A 20,581-nucleotide genomic window follows, 5' to 3' on the forward strand; every position below is an offset into this window, starting at 1 on the left:
GCCCCGCAGCAAAGCCGGGTAAACGACGCGACGGCCGGGATACACGCCATCACCCCACAGATCAGGCGCCCTCGCGAACCGGCTCCAGAATCGCCACGCACTCCAGGTGGTGCGTCATCGTTTACACGTCGCGCGAACCGGGCCCGCAAAAATGGCTGATCAGAGGCGGTTTACCAGCTCTGCGAGCGGGCCGATTCCGAGCCTGAGCGTCAAACGAGCGTCACGGCTGAATGAACACGCTCATTCCTCAAGGTCCACCAACAGCGTCCGGCCCATCGACCAGCCCACCGCTCGTACGCGGCCAGCTCGGCATGGGCGGCTCCCTGCAGGGTTGCGTCGGCGGCCTCGCGAGCAGCAGCCCGCAACAGGCGCTGGATCAGGCCGTCGCCCTCCAGCTCCAGGATCAGCCGAACGATGCGCCCGCCGAGGCTGATCAGCTCCTGGATGAAGCGCTCTAGCTATTGGACGAGCTGGCCCCAGCCGACGAAGACGTACTCGCCCATGTCGTGGAGGTCGATCGTCCGCGTGAGCGATTCCATGAGGCTTGCGCGTTGTCGGCGAGCACGGCAATGCGGCTGGCGAGGGCGGCGCGCGAGATTGGTCTTGGCCGTATCCGGCACCTCCTCGGCTGCCAGCACGAGGAGGGCCCGCAACTGCGCGACGATGTCGTGCAGCGACGGCCTGCAGCTCACCCCGCCGCCCCAGCACTTCGCCGTATAAGGCCAGAGCCTGCTCGGCGGCCTCCCCTTCCCACGTCAGCTGGTCGATGAAGCGCTTGGATCACGCCTCCCTGGGCGACCTCACGTGTCCAGATGGAGACGGATCTGCCGTGCCAATTGATCGGATCGCTCCAGCAGCTCGAGAAGCTCACGCTCCAGTTCGAAGATGAGCTCGTCGGCCTGCCCCTCGCCCGGGGCCGAGCCCGCCGCCGGCGCCTCGCCGACATATCGACCCGGGGTAAGAATGTACTGGTTCCGCCGGACTTCATCTCCCCCTACGGAACGGCAGAAGCCGGGCACGTCCTTGTACACGTCGCCTCGGCGACCCGTTCCGCGCCAGGCGTGGTAGACACCGGCGATCTCCGATCGATGACTATCCGTCAGCACGCGATGAGCTCGCCCGACCAGGTCACCCATACCGCGGGCGTCAACGAAAAGCGTCTGACCACGACGGTCCGCCAATCCCGCTTTCCCCTGCGGCGACTTGTCCTTGGTCAGGAACCAGACACACGCCGATATCAGAGTGGACGAAAAGAGCTGGGCAGGCAGCGCCACGACACACGCGACCAGGTCGTCCTCAACCATCGCCCGGCGAATCTCACCTTCACCCATCTGCTTGGATGACAAGGAACCGTTCGCCAGTACGAGGCCGGCGCTCCCCTGATCACTCAGCTTGTCGACGGCGTGCTGCAACCAGGCGAAATTCGCGTTGGTACGCGGTGGAACCCCGTAGCGCCAACGCAGATCCCCCTCGTTGCGCGCCCAATCCCGCATGTTGAACGGTGGGTTGGCCAACACCCAGTCCGCCTTGAGCCGCGCACTCGGGTCACGCTCAAGCACATCGGCGCGGCGCAGGTCTGCCGGGACCCCGTTAACGTGCAGGTTCATCCGCGCCAGCTTCCAGCTGCCGGCGTTCACCTCCTGCCCGTAGTACGCCAGGTCCGCATCCGGATCGCCCCCTCGCTCGACCACGAACCTCGCTGACTGGATCAGCATCCCGCCGGAACCGCAGCAGGGGTCGTACACACGCCCACGCTCCGGCTGCAACGTCTCGACGAGGAGGCGCACCACACTCCTCGGCGTGTGGAACTCGCCGCCCTTCTTGCCTTCGAAGCGGGCGAACTCTCCGAGAAGGTTCTCGTACGACGCGGCGTCGAGGGGCTCGTCCAGGAGGGTGAACAGTTCGGTGACCTGCGATCGCCGCAGGCCTCCGATGAGGGCGTTGGCGGGCGGAAAGAGGTCGGCGAGATCACCCTCGCTTCGCCGCATGGCGTCGAGTGCCTCGTCGAGCGCCGTCACCGGATCGTCGTCAGGATCCCGGACGCGCCGGATGAGGGTGTCCCAGCGGGCCAGGGGAGGGACCCATCGCGGTCCTCCGGCGCCATGGAGGAGGTGTTCGTCCCGCAGGCCCTCCGCCTCTGTCCGTCGTCGTGCTTGCTCGAACTCCAAGGACAGGAAGCGAAAGTAGAGCAGGGTCAGGACGATGCTCTTGTACTGGGCCGCGTCCATGGTTCCGCGCAGGGTCTTCGTGACCTTCCGCAACAAGCTGGAGGCTGCCGTCTGCTCGTTCTGTGGGGGCACATTACTCACCTCTTGGCTGTCGGATCCCCGGTCATTTCGAACACGACCAGTTCCTGGAGCGCGCGGTTCTCCCTGAGGGCCGCGAGGGCCCGGGCGTGGAGCGGAGCAGCGATACCGGCGAACCGTTCTCGTACCTCCTCCGGCGGCCACGACAGGGGGAACTTCGAGAACGCCTTCCGGCTCATCGCACGCGCTTGTTCTCCTTGCGCCGTGGCGACCAGCTCCTCGCTTCTGGCCCGCAACTCGTGGAGCAGCCACATCCGGTCCACCTCGCTTCCCGTGCGGATCGCCAGCATGCCGCGCCCGGGAACGATAGGCATCGCCGCCGCGACCGTTCTGACTTCGCCCGGCCGCGGTGCGATCAGCAGCGTTCCCGGTGGGCAGGCCATATCGCATGGCGCCCAGGTGATCCCGGCAGTGCGGTCCAGATGAACCGTCCTGTTGTTGAGTACTTCCCTCGGCGATGCCCATGCGAGGGCTCGGTCACCGTCGAGCCGTCCGGCCTGGGGAGCACCGCCGATGACCTGGCCTACGTCCGCGACAGTCACTCCTGGCCGGTGCATGCCGCTGCGGGCGTGGCCCTGCGCGAAGCGGCCGAAGTACGCGTCCGCGAGTTCGGTCGCGCGACCCGCGATCTTCGTGTTCAGCGCCGTCTTCCGTTGCGCGAGATCGATCGTGAGCAGGATCCGCTCACGAAGATGCTGTGGCGGAACCGAAAGGGGAAGCTGTTTGAGGTCGGCGAGAGGCAGCGTCGCGTGCTCAGCGCCCGCGGAGCCCACTCGCAGCAGGTCTCGGGCTCGGGGCGTGCCAAGCCACCAGCGGATCCACATGTCGATCCCGTGGGTCAGTCCGGCCACGGTGAACCGGATGACGGCGACTGATCGGGCGACGTTCCAGTCGTGGTTGTCCGGACCGGCGACTGCCGTGTCCCCGATCCTCCCGACCAGCACGACGAGGAGATCGTCCGCCCGAAGTGACGTCCGCCGGTTCTGCCGGTGCACATCCGGGGCGATCCGTGCAAGCTCGCTCGTGTCTACGGCTCCGTCCGCAATATCGCCGGCCCGGATCATGGGGACGCCCCCCGGGTCGTGCCTGCCTGGGCGCACCACGCCGTAGGAGACCGACTCGACGCCGGGTACGTCGGCCAGCTCGCATGTGATCCACCCCGGCGCATCGAATGCGCCGGCCTCCCTTGTGCGCTTCACTCCTGCACCCACTCCGCCGGTTCCGTCCCGAGTACCTCCCGGAGCCGCTCGCTCATGCGCAGGGCGTGCTCGAAGTGCTCGTACAGCGCGTCTTTCGGATGCCGGTGCTCCGCCTCGGACAATGCGTCCTCCGTGCTCGCGGGGGCCGTCTGTACGTAACTGCCCGGGCTGAGGTCGTAGCCGCGGCGTGCGATGTCGTCATGGTTCACAGAGCGGCACCAGTCAACCTGCCCGGTTCCGTCCTCCTGGGCGGAGGAGGTGCCTCTCCAGTTCGCGAAGATCTGCCAGATCCGATCGATGGCCGCGTCCGCGCGGGGAGCGCCGCCCGCCCGGTCGGCTGGGGTGCCCAATCGCCGCGCGTCCGCCAGGAGCACTTCGCCCACCCGGGACTTCCGGCCCCAGCGTGGGCTCGCGCTCTTGTCCCTGGCGAGAAGCCAAAGGGTTGCGCCCGACCTCGTGTGAGGGAAGAGCCGCGACGGCAGGGCCACCACGCCGGCCAGTAGGTCACGCTCCACCAGGCGGCGGCGGATGTACGACTCCGCAGTGTTGAGCCCTCTCGTCGCACTGTCCGGAAGCAGTACGACTGCCCGCCCTTGAGCCGACAGCTCGTGCACGACGTGCTGGAGCCAGGCGAAGTTCGCGTTTCCCTTCGGCGGAGGGCCGAGGCTCCACCGTGGGTCTCGGATCAGCTCCTGGTATCCCCAGTCGTTGGTGTTCAGCGGTGGGTTGGCGAGAATGACATCGGGGGACAGGCCGGTCGGGCCGGCATGCAGGCTGTCGACCGCCTCACCGCCCAGTTCGTAGTGCAGTCCACCGAGCGTCAGGTTCATCGCTGCGGCGCGACGAGCCTCAGGACGGATGTCCCGGCCATGTACCGCCAGCACACCGGGCCCGTGCTCCTTTCCGCGCGCCCACTCGTCTGCGGCAACCAGAAGCCTTCCGCTTCCGCAGACGGGGTCAAGGACGCTTTCTCCGGGCTGGGGCGCGGCCAGGCCGGCCATGAGCCGGGCCAGCGGACGGGGGGTGTAGTAGTCCCCTCCCGCCCCGAACCGGGACGAGTACCGGTCGAGGCAAGCGTCGAACAGGCCTGCGGGCTGTTCCAGCCGAGCGACCTGGGCGATCAGCGCGGCCAGCGCGCGGTCGGCCTCTCCGTGCAGCCTGCGGGACCGGACCGCCTGATGGGCCACCGGGTCGGACAAGCGGCCGAATTCCAGAAGTGCCCATGCTCTGTTCAGCGCAGGCTCAGCGGGCCCGAAGGACCGGTCGAGCCCTGCCCCATCGGGTGCGGGCCACGATCTCAGGAAGATCACCTGGAGGGCGAGCTGGTGACCGAGCTCCGGCGCCGAGGCGGCACACAACGCGTCCAACGCGCGCCACACACTTCTTAACTCTGACGAGCCGTGCCGTCCGGACAACGTCATGACGGCTTCAGCCAGGTGACGGTCGAAATGCCCAGCCCCATGGCACCTGCGAAGGCCACGCCGCCGTACTTGATCGCCCCCATCAGCTGTCCCCCATCAGCGAACTGGATGATGCCGGCCAGCAGGCCGACGATCACGGCGGCCTGGATGACCAGAATGAAGAGCAGACTCCTGTGCTGCTGCATGCTACGACTCCCCTCGATTCTTCAGTGACAGCGCTTCTGACAGGACGAAGGTATGAGTGCGCGGCCCCACGGCTTGGGCAGCATGCAATTTTGTTTTTGCATCGACACGGTCTTCCGCCTTGCGCGCGAACGGGATCAGCATCCGGCTCCCATCGCCCGGGCTGACCGCTGCCGGAAGGTCCGTGCGCTCATGCGGAGCCTCCGGCTCGGCCGGGATGCCGGCCGCCGAGGTCCGGCGGCGCCGGTGTGCGCCCTTCGCCCCCGCACACGGTCATCGGTAAGAGCCGTCCTGTGCTCGACGCCCGGCCTACGGTGCCGCCGCACCATGCCTCGCCAAGGTCACGATGCGTGCGCGACCGTACGGTTCGTCAGGGTGCACGGATAACCTGTCGCCGTGTACGAAATGACAGATGCGCTCGCCGCCCGTCAGGCGGCAAAGGCAGCCGAACGCGAGCGCTTGACGCGGGCGCGGGAGCGCCGGGAAGGCCGAGACCCCTCTGCCGTGAGCGGTTTCGTGCAGCGCAAGTGGCGGTGGCTCGGTGTCGGAGGCAGCGAAGCGGTCGAAGCCGTGCTGGCCATGCTTGCGGAGACGGCGGCCGCCACCGGGATACCCGAGGCGGACAAGACTGTGCTCCTCCGGGCACTGGAAGGAGATCCCGACCGAGTGGAGTTGTTGCCCGCCGTGCGCTCGGGCCTTGCCCTCCTTCCACCGGCCTCGATACTGGGGCACATACGAAACCTATGGGCGGCCGGCGTCCAATGGCTCACCGAGGCGGGCCTGGAGCGGTGCCGGCTGCTGTGTTCGACGGCGCCCAGCCTGGACCTCGTCAGCACGCGGTCCCACGCGGTGACGGGCGGGGCCGCCTTCTCCCTCTTCGCCACCGCCGCCACCCGGGGCGCGGTGCCCCTGCCGAACCGGTTCCTGGACGAGCTGCTCCCGTGGGCTCCCCTGACCGTCATCGACGACCTCGTCGATCGCGGCGGGCTGCTTGCCGAAGACACGCCCTGGATGACGCGGGACGCGCAGGAGGCCCTCTACCTGCGTGCACGGCTCGTGCCGGAGAAAATCACCGATGAGGAAGCGTCGAGGCTCGGCTGGCAGGGCTTCCTGCGTCGGCAGTCATTCCTGCGTGGTGAGCCGCTCACGCGGCAGGAGCCGGACGACGTGTGGGATCTGCTGTACGACGTCGTCCTCGACGGCGACCTGACGGTGTTCGACGCGCTCGACGCGGCTCTGCCCCGTACCCAGCAGATCGAACTGCGCGATCTCAAGTCGGGCGCTCTTTCGGGACAGTGGCCGACGGCCATGGGCGAGGACCTCGGGCTCTGGCAACTGATGGCCGCCCTGTGGGAACCAAGAGAGACCGTGGACGCAGGTCGTAGTCCCTTCTACGCCCTCATCGCCGCGCGGCGGGCCTACGATGCGGTCAAGGCAGGCGATCTGGAGGCTGCTGCTCGTCAGGCGCATTCGCTGGCGCGCGGCGGCAACAGCCGCAGGATCTCGGTAGAGCTCGTGGAGGAAGGCTGCGCCCTTGCTGCCTACGCGGCCGCAGTGCAGAGCGAGAACGCCGAGTCACCCGCGGCCAGGGACAGATTGCTCGACTCTGCGGAGAAGTACGCGGAGATGGCCGCAGATCACGGAAGCTCCGTCGCCGAACGCAACCTCCGGCTTCTGCGTGCCTGGCGGGAGACGAGGCGGAATGTCCGAGGCCGGTTCAGCAATCCCTTCCTCGAAATCGGCCTGGATCACGGTGCCGACGCATGGGAGGAACGCTGCCGAGAGATATTCCGCGGGCACGAAGGCGACACGAGAGCACAATCCGCCCTGAACATGGCCGAGGAGCGCATCCGAGGAGCGCTGCGCAACGAGGCGGGCTGGGACGTCTTCTACCAGCTGCCGCTGGACGCATCGCGCTACGTGATGCCCTCTCAGGTGCCGCAGCATCTCGTGCCGCCGGCGGAGGGCCTGCCGCGCCGGACGCCGGTGACGAGTGGTGGGGAGCTGGAGACGATTCGTGCCCGTGCCGCCGTCGAACTCCTCGACGACTTCCGCACCACGGCTCCCCACCTCGACCGCCACAGCTCCACGCGATGACCGCACCGACATCCGCGACCTGATCCACCGCCCGAATCGAACGAAGCAGAGCCTGATGCCTCCCAAGAAGAAGATCCCCAAGAGAGAGCGTTCCCACCGCCCGTGTCCCGCCTGCGGCCAGACGCAACCCGGCACGAGCAAGAAGGAAGCACCGCACAAACCCAGGGGCTTGAGGCGTCATCGAGAACGGAGCTCCGAGCTTCCGGCCCAGTCGACCGGCGTCGCCGGCACTCCAGTTGCTCCCGAACCGATCGACCCGATGACAGTGATCAAGGGAGTGACGAGTCGACTGCCCGACGCCCTGGAGGCCGCCGGGATCGGCGAGATGTCTTCGTCCAGCGCCCTGGCCGCCGCCGTGCGCAGGGCGGTCCTGGACGAGTTCCGCACGCGTGCCCAGTTCACCGGCCGCCTCGCCGAGATCGATGCACTGCTCCGTTCCCGGGCCGGGGGCAGCAGCGAAGCCGTCGAGAGCGCTATGTCCACTCACCTGCGCGAACTTCGACTGCTCCGAGTGACGGAGCCGGAAGAGAGCGACCGTTTCGTGGTGACCGAGGGTGAGGGAGACGCCTTCGAACTGCTGAGCCCGGCATACGTCGACGAGCTGACCGGGAAGGTCGTTCTCGCGGGACAACTGCGGCGCGTCGCCGCCCCTGCGGGTATGAAGTGGGGGGAAGAGGCATGACGGCGACAGGAATCGACTTCGGGACCACCAACTCGGTAGCCGCCCAGTGGAACGGCGAGTACGTCGAGGTACTGGAGATCGGCGGGCAGGGCCTCGATGCCAACTGGCGGAGGAAGGGGTTCGAGCTGCTCTACCCGTCGGTCGTGGGAACCAGCTCTCTGCGGCCTGGCACGCTGTTCGGCTGGGAGGCAAAGCTCAGCTCCGAACAGGCCGTCGAAGCGTGCAAGCGGATGTTGCGCGAGGAACCGTTCGTCAGCCTGGGCGGTCAGCGGTTCGCCGCCACCACGGCTGCGGCTGGTGTCTTCCATGCCATTGCAGGAGCTGCAGAGGAGGAAGCCGCCACCGAGATCCGCGAAGCCGTCATCACTGTTCCCGCCAATGCGACCGGAGCCGCCCGGTTCCGGACGCGTGAGGCCGCACGTGCCGCCGGGATCTCGGTCCGCACCCTGTTGAATGAACCGACAGCCGCGGCAATCGCCTACGCGCACGAGATGGAGGTCGACGGCGAGTTCCTGGTCTTCGACTGGGGTGGCGGCACCATGGACGCCACCCTGCTCCTGCACGACGACGGCTTCTTCGACGAGAAGGCGAGCCGGGGCGTCAACCGCCTCGGCGGTCTGGAGATCGACGACCGGCTACGTCGCCTGGTCCTTCAGAGGGCGCCCGCGCGGGGTCAGTGGAGCGGCTCGGAACAGCGGATGTTCGCCCTCGACATCGAGCGAGCCAAGATTCTTCTCTCCCACCAGGAGTCCGTCGACGTGCAGACGCCCGACGGGGTCGTCGTCGCGATCGGACAGGGCGAGTTCGCCGAAGCCATACAGGACCTCATCAGCCGAGCGCTCGACCCGGTAGAGGAATGTCTGGAGCAGGCTCGGATCGACCCGCGGGACCTCACCGCGGTCCTGATGATCGGCGGAAGCAGCCAGATCCCGGCCGTACGTGCGGCGGTGTCGGAGGCGCTGGACTGCGAACTCGTGGACACCGCGCTGTGCGACCCCATGACAGCGGTGGCCGAAGGAGCGGCCATCACGGCAGCGGCCATGGAAGGCGAGCTGAAGAGCATCATTCGCGTGGTCAACACGCATGCCCTCGGCACCATCACCAAGGACCGTGAGGGCAGGCGGAACTTCAGTGCCCTCATCGACCGGAACCAGCGTCTGCCGCAGCAGCGCGTGAAGTCCTACGAGCCGACCAGGGACAACATCTCCGAGCTGACCGTGGAAGTCTGGGAGGGTGACCCGGACCGTGAGGTCGACCACCCCGACAACGTGAAGCTGACGGATCTCGTCCTCAGGTACCCACAGCGCGGCAAGGCCGAAGACGGGGTCTTCGACCTGGAGTACACGTACAGCAAGGAAGGCCTGTTGACCGTCAGGGCGACTCTCCAGAAGACCGGCGAGGTAGTTCTCGACGGAGAGGTGAAGGTGTTCGGGGACGGGAACGTCCTGCCCGAGGTACAGAACGAGCTCAACCGCCTGATCAACCTCGCCACACCGGGCCGTCCGGCCACCGTGCCGCCGCCTCCGCGGCAGGGCGGCCCGGAGGGCCGAACGGGCGGCACTCCCAAGCCCACTCCCCCGCGGTCCGCACCCCGGACCGCAGATCCTGGCGCGCCTGCGCTCGTCGTGGACGGCTCCAATCTCGCCTGGAACGGTCGGCCTCCGCGCGCTGCCGGCGGCAGGCCGAGCTTCGCCGCCCTGGAGGCCGCAGTCCGATCCCTGCAGTTCAAGCATCTCGGCCGTGACATCCACGTGGTGGTCGACGCCACGCTGCGCCACGACGTGTCCGCCGAGGAGCGCTCCCGGGTGGAAGCCGCGATCGCCGACGGCAAGGTCGTCCAGCCTCCGGCAGGGACCGAGGGCCGGGGTGATGCCCTGGTGATCAGCATTGCCGAGGAAGTCGGCGGGGTGATCATCTCCAACGACAACTTCGCACCGTTCCAGAAGGCGAACCCCTGGCTCCGCGACGCGGGACGGGTATTGGGAGCCACGTACTCGCAAGGAGTGTGGGTCTTCAACCGTCGCGTACCGAACCCGGCAACGCCCATGCGGCCGAGGACGACACGCTCGCTTTAACGAGGCACGGACTGCCGCGACCACCACGGCGGTCCACGCCGGGGGTGCGCGGTGCATTGCGGTGGCGGGGCTATGGGAGCTCCGGCACCTGCACCGCGTACACCGTCCGGTACCCGGTGGGCCGGCGAGACTTGCACGTCCGGTGCCCTTCTCGACCCGCTCCGGAAATCGCCCCGCGCCCCAGGTCGTGGGGCATCGGAACGGGCCTGGCCTCGAGCTTGCACCACGCCCGTGATCGACAGAGCCAAAAGCACCCCCACCCCTTGGGGTGAGACGGGCTCCATGCCCTTGCACAGACCTGACCAGATCCTGCTGATCTTGTGGGCACACTGCGTAAACTGGCCCACAAGCTGTGATCGCCGTCGTTCGGGGACCTCGACCACACCGGACCCGTCCACACAGCCGATGGGATCCCAGGTTCGATACGGGTGGGGACGAAGCGCAATGTACGAGCTGAACCAAGAGACGGATCCGGCCGTGCTCGGGCCGTTCGAGCTCCTTGCGGTGCTCGGCCAGGGTGGCATGGGCCGCACCTATCTCGCCCGCAAGCTGGACCTGGCCAACCTCGCCCCCGAGCAGGAGACGGCGTACCACCTGACAGCCACGGACGGTGAGGCCGAACCCGTACTCGCTGCCGTAAAAGTGATCAAGCCGTCGAAGCTGCGGGACAGCACCGAGAACTCGGAGCAGGAGGCCCGGGCGCGCTTCGCGCAGGAGATACAGACGATGGGCACCGTGGCGAGTGCCCGCGTGCCGGCGCTGATCGGCGCCGACCCCGAGGCCGCCCGGCCCTGGCTGGCAATGGACTACGTGCACGGGCCCACACTCCACAAGGTCGTCCACAGCTGCGGCCCTCTCGAGGTGGGGCCGTATGCAGCGCTCGGTCTCGCGCTCGTCGACGCCCTGCGCGCGATCCACGAGGTGAAGCTGCTCCACCGCGACCTCAAGCCGGGCAATATCGCCCTGGGCCCGGACGGTCCCGTCGTCCTCGACTTCGGTCTCGCGGTGCTGACCGAGCGCGACGGCGGTGCGGCGCTCACCAAGACCGGCGCCCGCTTCGGCACCGTTTCCTACATGTCGCCGGAGCAGACGCAGGATGCCAAGCACGTGGAGGCGCCGTCGGACATCTTCGCCCTGGGAGCGGTCCTCTTCTTCGCCGCTGCCGTCCGCTCCCCCTACCCCTACGGCCCGACCGGGCTGACCCCGAGCTGGGAGGGAGTGCCGCCGGACTACCGCCCGCTCCTGGCCCGTCTCCTCGCGCTGGTCCCCACGCAGCGTCCCACCCTCACCGAGATCGAGGGCGAACTGGTCCAGCTGCTTGCCGTGCATGGCCGGACCGTCGAGGCTGCAGCGGAGGAGCTCCGCACCCTGGTCGCCGGGTCGGGGCTGATTCCCGAACTGCCGGAGCGTGCCCGCGGCAACGAGGCGGACCCGAAGCTCCAGCAGGCTGCCCAGCAGGCCGTCGATGAAGGTGCCGATCCGGACAGCCCGTGGGCCGCTCATGAGCCCGACCTCTTCGATGAGTTCCTCGACGAGGAGATCGCGGACATCGAGCTTCCCGCTGAGGAGCCCCTTCCTGCCACCCCCGCGGACTACGTGCCCACTGTGCTCGATCCTCAGGCCCACCCGGTCCCCGGCCCCGCGCCCGCCCCGGAAGAGCCTGCCTCCGTCACGAGCTACCCGCTCGCACCGCCCCAACCGATGCCGCCGCATGCCCCTGGTGACGCCGGCCCCTCGGTACCGCCCGCCGCAGCCAAAGCCGCCGAGCGTCTGCGCAAGGCATACGCGCACAGCGGTCGCCTCTGAACAGCGGAACCTCCGCCGCTCCTGCACCGACAATAGAGAACCACCCGCCCCCGTCCGGCGGGCACAGCGGTTCGCCGAAAGGAACACCCTCCATGCCCGACGCAGCGCCCGGTCTCACCTCAGGCCCGCCCCCGGCAGGCACGGTGATCGAGGTCCGCGACGAGGAGTGGCTGGTCCGGAGCAGCCGTCTGGTCCGCCCCGGTGAGATCCTCATCGAGGCCATCGGTGCGTCCGAGCTGGTACGCGGGCACGAGGCACGCTTCCTCACCTCGCTCGACGGCCCGCCCCGCGTCCTGCGTCCCGAGGACACCCGGATCGATCACGATCCGTCCCCCGGTTTCCGCCGCAGCCGGCTCTTCCTGGAGGCCGCGCTGCGCAAGACCCCCCTCCCCCAGATCGAGCGCGGGCTCGCCCTGACCGACGGGTTCCTGCTGGACCGCATGGACTACCAGCTGCGCCCCGCCGCGAAGGCCCTCGAGAACCGCCTGCGCCCGCGGCTGCTGATCGGCGACGTCGTCGGCCTCGGCAAAACCCTGGAGATCGGCATTCTGCTCGGCGAGCTCATCCGCCGGGGCCGCGGCGAGCGCATCCTCGTCGTCACGCCGGCTCCCATCCTGGAGCAGTTCCAGCACGAGATGTGGACGCGCTTCTCGCTTCCGCTGGTGCGCCTCGACAGCGTGGGCGTCTCGCGCATCGAGCGGAAGATCCCCGTCGGCCGGAACCCGTTCACGTACTACAAGCGCGTAATCATCTCGATGGACACGCTCAAGAACGCCAAGCGCTACGGTCCGTGGCTGAAGAACATCGAGTGGGACGCCGTCGTGATCGACGAGTCGCACAACCTGATCAACCAGGGCAGCGACCGGCGCATCCTCGCCAATCTGCTCGCCGAGCACACGGACGCCCTGGTCCTCGCCAGTGCCACGCCGCACAACGGTGAAATGCGCGCCTTCACCAGCCTGATCCGGCTCCTCGACCCCATGGCGGTCAAGGACCCGAACAAGCCCGAGGCATCCGAGCTCCACCACCTCATGCTGCGCAGGACGAAGCGGAGCGAGGAGGTCGCCAAGGCCCTCGAAGGCTCCTGGGCCCCGCGCGGTGAGTCACGCCCCATCCCCTGCACGGCGGGAGAGCTGGAGGAGCGGGTCTTCGCCGAGCTGGCACACACATGGCTCAGCAATCCTCAGACGCAGGATGCCGACCACCTCTTCCCGTACGTCCTGCTCAAGTCCTTCCTCTCCTCGCACCGCGCGCTCTTCGCCAGCGCCCGCGCAAAGCTCGCCACTCTGGGCCACGCCCTGCCCGCGGGGCACAAAGAGGTCACCGACCCGCCGCTGCCCGGCCATGACACGGCCCCGGCCCCGGCCCCGGCTGAGGTCACTTCCCTGATCCGCCTCACCGAACTCGCCCGCGAGATCGAACAGGCGTCGGCCACGGGCCTGGGCGCGACGTCCAAGCTCGCCGGCCTCGTGGCCGAGCTCCGCAAGATCGGCGTCAAGCCCGGCAGCGCCACCCGTGCGGTCGTCTTCTCCGAGCGCCGTGAGACCCTCAACTGGCTCGGCCTCGTCCTTCCCCCGCTCCTGGGTTGGAAGCGCAACGAGGACGCGGCGGCGGCCGTCAAGGTCATGCACAGCGAGATCTCCGACACCGTGCAGATGGACTATGTCGACGAGTTCGCGCGCGCGGGCAGTGACGTCCGGGTACTGCTGACCGGCGACGGCGCCTCCGAGGGCGTCAACCTGCACCGCCAGTGCCACCACCTCGTCCACTGGGACCTCCCGTGGAGCCTGATCCGCGTTGAGCAGCGCAACGGCCGCATCGACCGGTACGGGCAGACCCGGCCGCCCGAGTTCCGTGCCCTGATCCTCACCAGTGCCGTCAAAGGAGCCCTCGACGACCGGACGGTCGCCGAGAAGGTCCTCGCTCGTGAGGCGAAGGTTCACGAGGTGCTCGGCGCGGTCGAGGCAGCAACCAAGGAGAACGACGGAGCCAAGGAAGAGCGCCGGGTCATGGAGGCGCTCCTGCGCCATGCCACCCCCGAGGAAGCTGTAGCGGACCTTGTGGCCGTCGAGGTGGACGCCCTCGACGGTGCAGAAGGCCTCGGTCTCGCTGCCGAACTTCCGGTGGAGCGGCAGACGATGAGCGAGTTCGGTACGGGTCCTGCGCCGGCCGGAGACGACTTCGCAATGTCCGAGGACTTCGAGGACTTCGACCTGGACGATGACTTCGACATCGACCTCGACGACTACGGGTCCGCCGCCGAGGCACCCGCCCCCGAACCCGACGGTGAAACCGCACAGCCCGACCGGGCCTCCGACATCCGCACCGTTGAGGAACTGCGGCTGTTCGACCCGTCCGCGGAACGCAACCGCCACGAGTACGTGCTCGCCGGTCTGGCCGAGCTCGCCGAGCTGGAGTCCTTCCGCCTGAACACCACCATCGCGGGCACCGACCTCAGCTTCGACACCCCCGAGGACCTGGCCGACCGGCTCGACGTCCTGCCGCCCGGCTATCTGCGCGACCAGAACATCACCCGCCGCATGAAGCTGACCTTCAGCCGCAAGGACGCGGCGGAGTCCCTCAAGCGCGCCCGCGAGGACTCCGGTTCCTCCTCACTCTGGCCGGACGCCCACTACGTGGGCGAACTCCACCCCGTCGTGGAGTGGATCACCGATAAGGTGCTGGTCCAGCTCGGCCGGCAGCAGGCCCCGATCATCCAGGTGGACCCGAAGGGCGCGCCCGTCCCGGTGGTCCTCACGCAGGGCGTGTGGTCGAACGCGGAAGGTCGCCCGACCCTGGTCGCCTGGCTCGCCGTCGACCAGCTCGACACCCCTGAGCCGCGGACCCGCAAACTCACGCCGGAACTCCTGGCCGAACTGGGCATCCGCCCCGACATGCCGGACCACTACCAGCCGGGTGACCGCGCGGCCCTCCAGACCCTGGTCCCCACGGCCGTGGCGGAGACCCGCCGCACGCTGGGACACCTGCGGAAGCTCGCCGACCAGGAAGTCGACGCTCCACTGCGCGCCTACGAGAAGCGTGTCGGCGACTGGCAGCAGGATGCCCTCTTCGGCTTCACCGGCGGCAAGACCGCCCGCGACAAGGCCGCCAAGGACCTGGCCGCAGCCGCCGCCCGGATGCGTACCGCAGGCGACCCGATGGTCCGGGTGCTGGCAGTACTGGAGCCGGGCACGTGACCGGCCACCTCGACCATCGCAGCCCCCGGCAGGGCACCACCCCGAAGAACAGCGAGCAGGAGCAGCAGGCGTGACGTTCGACTCCCTGATCAACGAGAGCGAGTACTTCCCCTCGTTCTACCTGGACGACATCCTGCCCAAGCAGCTCGCGAGCGGCCCGCTGAAGGAATGGACGGCCCTGGAGCGTCAGGGCCAGGCCACGCCCCGACAGAACCTGCGCGACCTGACCCGCCCGTACATGGACGTACGGGCGGTCCTCGGGCCGGACGCCGAGAAGTACAATTCCCTGCTGTACGCGCGAGCCGTCGACGCGCAGGAGCAGGCCGCCGCGCTGCTCAAGGCACTTCCCGCGGAGACGGTGCCGCCCGCCTTCCAGCCCCTCCCGGCCGCGGCCGAGGGTGAGGCGGACACCTCCCCCGAGGGCGAGTGGCGGGCGGCCCTGGCCGGCTGGCACGAGGGCCTGCTGAAGGCCCTGGGCTTCACCCCGCAGCCGGGGCACTTCACCGCCCACACCCCGACCGGCCCGGTCGCCGCTCCCGTGGCCCACTCCGAGCCCGGCATCGTGGTCCTGACCGGCGGCTTCGCCGAGGACCTGGACGCCACCCGGGGCGACGGTCCCGCCAACCGCCTGCCGGCGCCCGTCCGGGTGTCCGCCACGAAGACGCTGACCACCGTGCGCGAGCTGGCCTCCTGGCTGCTGAACGCGGAGAACGCGCCCCGGTACGCACTGCTGCTCTTCGGCGGTGTGCTGATCCTGGCGGACAGCCAGGCCTTCTCCCGCGGCCGCTACCTCGCGGTGAACCTGGACACGGCCCTGCCCCGCAAGGCAGGCAAAGGCGCGAAGGCCAACGAGATCGACCTGATCGCGGCTATCTTCGCCGCCACGTCGCTCCGGCCGAAGGAAGACGGCTCGGAGGACGAGATCGCCAAGCTGGTCGCCGAGTCCCGTGACCACTCGGTGGGCGTGACCGCCGAGCTGCGCGTGGGTCTGCAGAAGTCCGTCCAGCTGATCGCGAACGAGGTCCTGCGGCGGGCCCGCGAGGAACACGGCGTCCACCCGGAGGACCTCCAGGAGTGGCTGCCGGAGACCCTGAAGGAGCCCGGCGACCTCCCCCGCCTCCTGACGGAGGAGTCGCTCCGGTACCTGTACCGGATCTTGTTCCTCCTGTATGCGGAGGCCCGGCCGGAGCTGAGCATCCTGCCGGTAAAGAGCGAGGAGTACGCGACCGGGTACAGCGTGGCCCGGCTGCGCGAGCTGGTCGTCCAGGAGAAGCTGAGCAGCACCTCCCGGGACCGGTACCACTTCCACGAGTCGCTGGCCCTGCTCTTCGAGAAGGTGTTCACCGGCCACCCGGTGGCGAACACGGTCACCAGCCGCGACGCCCTGCGCGAGGAAGCACCCGAGCTGGTCGAGGACGACGGCTACGAGGGCATCCGCATCGAAGCCCTGCGGTCCCGGCTGTTCGACCCGGCCTCGATAGGGCTGGTCGGCCAGAAGATCGACTACCCGGACCCGGTCCGCCCGGACGGATCCCCGGCTCCGGCCCAGCCGCTGGACCTGCGCCTGCGCAACAAGGTGCTGCACCAGGTCCTGCGCAACCTGACCCTGGTCGAGGGCCGGGGCAAGAGCCGCGGCGGCTTCATCAGCTACGCCAACCTCAGCATCAACCACCTGGGCGCGGTGTACGAGGGCCTGATGTCGTACACCGGCTTCATCGCCACCGAGCCGCTGTACGAGGTCGCCAAGGGCGGCAACCCGGAGGGCGGCTCCTGGCTGATCACCGCGAGGCAGGTGCGGTCGGGTCTGTACGCGGACACCCCGGGCGACAGCGTCTTCGTCAAGACCAAGGACATCAACCCGGAGACGGGCGTACCCGATTCGGTCATCCACCCGGTGGGCTCGTACGTCTACCGGCTGGCGGGTCGGGACCGGCAGACGAGCGCCTCGTACTACACGCCGGAGTCCCTGACCCAGGCGACGGTTGAGCAGACGCTCCGTTTCCGGCTGGACGACGACGGGAAGGTCGACCTGCGCGAACCGGAGAAGTCGGACGTCACGGCGGCGGAGGTCCTGCGCTGGCGGGTGTGCGAGCCAGCACTCGGCTCGGGCGCGTTCCTGAACGAGGCCGTCAACCAGCTGGCGGAGCTGTACCTGAAACTGGCACAGCACGAGGCCGACGAGCAGATCGACCCGGAGGAGTACCCGCGCGAGCTCCAGAAGGTCAAGGCGTACATCGCGCTGCACAACGCGTACGGCGTTGACCTCAACAAGACGGCGGTAGAGCTGGCGGAGATCTCGCTCTGGCTCAACACCATGTACCCGGGCATGCGAGCCCCCTGGTACGGGCTGCACCTCCACCGGGGCAACTCCCTGATCGGGGCGGCACGGAAGGTCTACCCGGGCAAGACCTTGGGTGAGGGCGGCTGGCTGAAGGCAGCTGCCCAGCAGGCACCAAGGGCCGTCCCCCTGTCGGAGAAGCTGACGGGGACGGGCGTGCACCGGCCGGTGCACCAGTTCCTGCTGCCGGCGCTGGGGTGGGGCTCGGTCGGTGACTCGGTCTCGGTACGGAAGGGCACCGGCCAGAGCGTGGTGGCCGGCTCCGTGGCGGACTGGCTGGAGCCCGAGCTCATCGAGGCGATGAAGAAGTGGCGCTCGGGCATCCGCCGAGCCCCGAAGGGCGAGAAGAAGGCTCCTAGTACAAAGGCCCCCACCACCCAGGCATCGGCCCTCGCCAAGGAGACCCGGACCGGCCAGGCCTCTTTCGACCTGGGCCTGGACATCTGGGAACAGCCCGGCCTCGAAGTCCCGTCGGAGCCAGTGGCACCGGCCAAGCGGTCAGCGAAGCAGCCCGAGGTCCAGGATCCCGGCGACGGCCGCACCGAGACGGGCCGCCTGCGGGCACTCGCCGAGCGGGTGGAGTACCTGTGGGACTTGGTCAAGCTGCGGCTGGAGCTGTCGGAGCAGGAGATCTCCCGCGACATCCCGGTCTGGGGCACGCCGGTCGATGCTGACCGTTCCACTCCGGTGATGGACCGCGAGGCGGTCCGCGAGGCACTTCAGATGGAGGGCAGCCCGTACTGGCGGCTCAAGCAGGTCATGGACGCGTGGTGCGCGCTGTGGTTCTGGCCGCTGGAGGAAGTGGCGCTGCTGGATGGAACGGCGCCTGACTACTTCAACGGCGACCAGGACCTGAAAAAGATCAAGAAGGGCCGTGACGACCGCAAGGTTGCCCTGCGCTCGATGGACGACTGGATCGAGTTCGCGGAATCAGTCGTCGGCCGCGTGGACGTGGACCCGGGCAAGGACGCCGGCTCGCTCTTCAAGATCCCGAAGGTCACCGGCTTGGAGGGACTGGACGAGTTCGAAAGGTCCCTCGACGACAAGATGACCGAACTCTCGGGCTGGGTGGATCCCCTCACCCTGGGCCACCTCTTCCCCTGGCACGGCACGGCCGTCCACATCGCCAAGGACCGCGGCTTCTTCCACTGGGAGCTGAACTTCGCCCACATCTTCACGGAGGGCGGCTTCGACTTGATGGTGGGCAACCCGCCGTGGGTCAAGCACGAATGGCAAGAGGGTGGCGTCCTTGCCGAGTTCGAGCCATGGTTCGAGCTTTCAGACAAACCGAGCAGTGAGGCGTGGACCGAGCAAAAGTCTGGGGTGCTGGACCACACGGCTGCTTGGTCCGCGTTTATGACTGAGCTGGCGGACTCTGCAGCAACGTCCGAATTTCTTGCATCGAGAGATGCATACCCGGAACTTACTGGAACCCAGCCCGACCTCTACCGAGCATTTATGTTGCTGTCCTGGCGGGCGATTGGGCAGCGCGGAGCGGCAGGGCTCATCCACCCTGCGACTCACCTGACGGGATCCAAGGAAGGATTGCTGCGGCGAGCAACGTATAGGCGTCTTCGCCTGCACGCCGACTTCGCGAACGAATTTTACCTGTTCGCCAGACCGGTAATGAACGATACCCATTTCAGCATCAACATTTACGGCAAGTCACGCACGGTTGGCTTCCAACATCTCGCCTGGCTATTCCACCCCAGCACCCTCCTCGGATCCCTTCGACACGACGGTTCAGGAGAGTTGCCTGCAGTCAAGCGATGGAGTGCGAGCGCAGACAAATACGTCTGGGATGTCCGCCCTCACGCTAAAAGGATCACCTTTGTCGATCTGGAAACACTACGCGAGTGGAACGAACTCACAAAAGAGGATAATTCTGCAGCCTCGGATGACGCTCAACTGCTGTTTCCCGTCACGTCTGCCGAACAGGAAGCGATCGCGGCAATCGCGTCCTGGCCACAGAAGATTGAGGACGTGAGCCCTCAGATCTCGCGAGGCTTCCACGAGAAGAACGACCGAGCAGCCGGATATTTCAGCTGGGCGCCTGCAAGCGCGGCGTCGTGGGATGAAGTAATCCTGCAGGGATCATTCATCGGAGTCGCTACTCCATTCGCCAAGCAGCCTCCGCAGGGCGGATCTAAGACGATGCGCGACTACACCCCTTGGAATCACGCACTCCTAGCAGAAAATGCAATTCCTCGCACAAACTACTACAGAAAGACAGCTATCGACCGCTACAAGGGAAAGCAAGATCGATGGTTTGACCACGAGAAATACCTGAGAATCTCAGCGGACCCAGATGCACTCGGCGCTGCGGAAGCCGCAGTTCGGAAGGAAGATCCGCAAGCCCAAGGACCTTACCTGGAGTCGAAGATCCAGGCAGAGCTGCGAACTGCCTGCTATAGACGCTATTCCGAGTTCTACCGCGTGGCATGGCGGGAGATGAACCGGCCGAAGAATGAGCGTGTCCTTCAGTCGTGCCTGATCCCACCTGGCCCCACACACATCCACGCGGTCCTAAGCATGGCACTCGAGTCGGCCGCACAAACCGCCCTAGTTGCGGGATTTTTCGCCGCAATCCCATCAGAGTATCTGCTGCGAATCACCAATCGCGTGCACATGGATGTCTCTGACGCCAAGGCTTTCCCGGCACCTAACCCCGCGCATCCCCTCGCCAACGCATTGCTACTTCGCACTCTGCGCCTTAATTGCCAAACCAGCGCGTACAGCACCCTCTGGGAAGATCTATACCACCACTCATGGGAAAGCGAAGCTTGGGCCGCGGAATCTTGCTGGCCGCCGCAACTCTCTCAGATTTCATTGGGAATAACAGAAGCGTGGATTACCTCTACACCCTATCGAAGCGAATTGGCGCGCCGCGCTTCTTTGGTCGAGATCGACGCCTTGGTGGCAGTGTGGCTCGGAATTAGTGCGGACGAGCTAATTGCGATCTATCAGGCCCGGTTCCCAGTACTTCGACAGTATGAAGAGAAGATGTGGTTTGACGCTTCTGGGCGGCGCATCGCGTACGCGCCCCACGCCAAGGGCTTCGGTCAACCGTCAACGGCTTGGAAGCAGCTCAGCTCGCACAAGAACTTCCCGCTCGAAGCGAACGTGCCTGACGGGTACGAGGGTCCGCTCTACCGAGCGGATCGGGTGAAGGAGATGCGGGCCGCGCACGCGGAGTTCACGCGGAGGCTTCGGGCGGCCGGCTGGGAGCCCGGGGATACCGAGCCGCCAGCAGCGGCGGAGGTGTAGCAAACACGCA

At 67.6% G+C, this 20,581-nt stretch carries 12 protein-coding genes; 7 read left to right on the top strand and 5 right to left on the bottom strand.

Going from position 1 to position 20,581, the window contains the following annotated elements:
• Positions 1 to 230: 230 nt before the first annotated feature.
• Positions 231 to 458, top strand: a complete 228-nt coding sequence (locus OG386_RS13310; RefSeq protein ID WP_328788353.1) for a hypothetical protein — start codon at positions 231 to 233, stop codon at positions 456 to 458.
• Here the strand turns inward: OG386_RS13310 and OG386_RS13315 are convergent, their stop codons facing one another.
• From OG386_RS13315 to OG386_RS13335, 5 genes are all read right to left on the bottom strand, one after another.
• A complete protein-coding gene (locus OG386_RS13315) occupies positions 459 to 692 on the bottom strand; it encodes a hypothetical protein (protein WP_328788354.1) in 234 nt (77 codons plus the stop codon).
• A gap of 108 nt (positions 693 to 800) precedes the next feature.
• Positions 801 to 2,300 (bottom strand): type I restriction-modification system subunit M, encoded by a 1,500-nt coding sequence (locus tag OG386_RS13320; protein WP_328788355.1) that lies wholly within the window; start codon positions 2,298 to 2,300, stop codon positions 801 to 803.
• A gap of 5 nt (positions 2,301 to 2,305) precedes the next feature.
• Positions 2,306 to 3,505 (bottom strand): hypothetical protein, encoded by a 1,200-nt coding sequence (locus tag OG386_RS13325; protein WP_328788356.1) that lies wholly within the window; start codon positions 3,503 to 3,505, stop codon positions 2,306 to 2,308.
• Positions 3,502 to 4,926 (bottom strand): N-6 DNA methylase, encoded by a 1,425-nt coding sequence (locus OG386_RS13330; RefSeq protein WP_328788357.1) that lies wholly within the window; start codon positions 4,924 to 4,926, stop codon positions 3,502 to 3,504. Before OG386_RS13330 ends, OG386_RS13325 begins: the two co-directional genes overlap by 4 nt.
• Positions 4,923 to 5,111, bottom strand: coding sequence for a hypothetical protein (locus OG386_RS13335; RefSeq protein WP_328788358.1), 189 nt, complete (start codon positions 5,109 to 5,111; stop codon positions 4,923 to 4,925). The genes OG386_RS13330 and OG386_RS13335 overlap by 4 nt, the downstream gene beginning before the upstream one ends.
• Positions 5,112 to 5,514: 403 nt before the next feature.
• Between OG386_RS13335 and OG386_RS13340 the strand changes: the two genes are divergently transcribed.
• The 6 genes from OG386_RS13340 to OG386_RS13365 all read left to right on the top strand — a co-directional run bounded on the left by OG386_RS13340 (position 5,515) and on the right by OG386_RS13365 (position 20,571).
• Positions 5,515 to 7,206, top strand: coding sequence for a hypothetical protein (locus OG386_RS13340; protein ID WP_328793243.1), 1,692 nt, complete (start codon positions 5,515 to 5,517; stop codon positions 7,204 to 7,206).
• Positions 7,207 to 7,465: 259 nt separating this feature from the next.
• The gene (locus tag OG386_RS13345) at positions 7,466 to 7,888 is read left to right on the top strand and encodes a hypothetical protein (protein WP_328788359.1); all 423 of its coding nucleotides are present in this window, start codon (positions 7,466 to 7,468) and stop codon (positions 7,886 to 7,888) included.
• Positions 7,885 to 9,963 (top strand): Hsp70 family protein, encoded by a 2,079-nt coding sequence (locus OG386_RS13350; RefSeq protein WP_328788360.1) that lies wholly within the window; start codon positions 7,885 to 7,887, stop codon positions 9,961 to 9,963. The genes OG386_RS13345 and OG386_RS13350 overlap by 4 nt, the downstream gene beginning before the upstream one ends.
• A gap of 444 nt (positions 9,964 to 10,407) precedes the next feature.
• Positions 10,408 to 11,769 (top strand): serine/threonine-protein kinase, encoded by a 1,362-nt coding sequence (locus OG386_RS13355; protein ID WP_328788361.1) that lies wholly within the window; start codon positions 10,408 to 10,410, stop codon positions 11,767 to 11,769.
• A gap of 92 nt (positions 11,770 to 11,861) precedes the next feature.
• Positions 11,862 to 14,966 (top strand): DEAD/DEAH box helicase, encoded by a 3,105-nt coding sequence (locus OG386_RS13360; RefSeq protein WP_328788362.1) that lies wholly within the window; start codon positions 11,862 to 11,864, stop codon positions 14,964 to 14,966.
• A 70-nt stretch (positions 14,967 to 15,036) separates the two neighbouring features.
• The gene (locus tag OG386_RS13365; protein WP_328788363.1) at positions 15,037 to 20,571 is read left to right on the top strand and encodes an Eco57I restriction-modification methylase domain-containing protein; all 5,535 of its coding nucleotides are present in this window, start codon (positions 15,037 to 15,039) and stop codon (positions 20,569 to 20,571) included.
• The last annotated feature ends 10 nt before the right edge of the window (positions 20,572 to 20,581 follow it).

It is taken from the genome of Streptomyces sp. NBC_00273 (assembly GCF_036178145.1).
Taxonomy (GTDB): Bacteria; Actinomycetota; Actinomycetes; order Streptomycetales; family Streptomycetaceae; genus Streptomyces.